Raw genomic sequence first — 1,504 nt, forward strand, 5'->3', positions numbered from 1 at the left:
GTCAGTCAAATCAATGCTAACTGACACACCGCATTCGCGAGCAAGCCCGCTCCCACAAGGGCCTGCATCACCTTCCATTCCGAGTTCAAAAACGACCTCCATCTGTACTGAAAGCGCTACAGTGGAACGATATCGCTACACCCCTTCCCGATCACCGCTGTGCAAGGCTTTGATCCACTTAGGCTTTTTTCTCCGCCTTGGACTGTAGCGATTTCGCTACAGTCCGCAAATCGCCGCACCCCGAATAAACCTATAACTTATTGATTTTTAACAATAAAAAAACATTGGCCGCGATTTTGCTTAGTAACCATCCATAAAGCAGGGCTTTGCCCGGCATTCAATCGCGTACACCAGACGAGTCTGGCCCCCCTTAGGAGTTTCCATGAGCGAGTTGCGTTTTACTGAAGATCACGAATGGCTGCGTACCGAAGCTGACGGCAGCGTCACAGTCGGCATCACCGCTTTCGCACAGAACGCCTTGGGCGACGTGGTTTTCGTACAACTGCCTGAGCTGCAGTCCTACGACAAAGGCGCTGAAGCCGCCACCGTGGAATCGGTAAAAGCCGCCAGCGGCGTGTACATGCCGCTGGACGGTGAGGTGCTGGAAGTGAACCCGGCACTGGACAGCAGCCCTGAACTGGTCAACGAAGATCCGCTGGGCGAAGGCTGGTTCTTCCGCTTCCAGCCAACCGATGCATCGGCTGTCGCCAAACTGCTGGATCAAGACGCCTACGACCGTCTGATCAAAGCCAACGCCGAAGCCTGAGGAGCGCTGACATGACTCAAGTAAGCCTGACCACTGCCAACGAATTCATCGCCCGCCACATCGGCCCGCGCGCCGGCGACGAGCAAGCCATGCTCAATAGCCTCGGCTTCGACTCGCTGGAAGCCCTGAGCGCCAGCGTCATCCCGGACAGCATCAAGGGCACCAGTGTCCTCGGCCTCGAAGACGGCCTGAGCGAAGCCGATGCCCTGGCCTTGATCAAGTCCATCGCCGGCAAAAACCAGCTGTTCAAGACCTACATCGGCCAGGGCTACTACGGCACCCACACGCCGTCGCCGATCCTGCGCAACCTGCTGGAAAACCCGGCCTGGTACACCGCCTACACCCCGTACCAACCGGAGATTTCCCAGGGCCGTCTCGAAGCGCTGCTGAATTTCCAGACCCTGATCAGTGACCTCACCGGCCTGCCGATCGCCAACGCGTCCTTGCTCGATGAAGCCACCGCCGCCGCCGAAGCGATGACCTTCTGCAAACGCCTGAGCAAGAACAAGGGCAGCCACGCGTTCTTCGCCTCCAGCCATTGCCACCCGCAAACCCTCGACGTGCTGCGCACCCGGGCCGAGCCGTTGGGCATCGACGTGGTGGTTGGCGACGAGCGTGAACTGAGCGACGTGTCGCCATTCTTCGGCGCTTTGCTGCAATACCCGGCGAGCAACGGTGATGTGTTCGATTACCGCGAACTGACCGAACGCTTCCACGCCGCCAATGCTTTGGTGGCGG

General features: G+C 58.7%; 1 protein-coding gene and 1 pseudogene. Both read left to right on the forward strand.

The genetic code is table 11. From position 1 onward, the window contains the following. Positions 1-382: 382 nt before the first annotated feature. Entirely contained in the window at positions 383-766 is a 384-nt protein-coding gene (gene gcvH, locus KGB23_RS30070; RefSeq protein ID WP_008027813.1) for a glycine cleavage system protein GcvH, read from the forward strand. A gap of 11 nt (positions 767-777) precedes the next feature. Continuing rightward, positions 778-1,504: pseudogene (locus KGB23_RS30075) on the forward strand (glycine dehydrogenase (aminomethyl-transferring)); the annotation flags it as partial.

Source organism: Pseudomonas sp. GL-B-26 (assembly GCF_019947405.1).
Lineage (GTDB): Bacteria > Pseudomonadota > Gammaproteobacteria > Pseudomonadales > Pseudomonadaceae > Aquipseudomonas.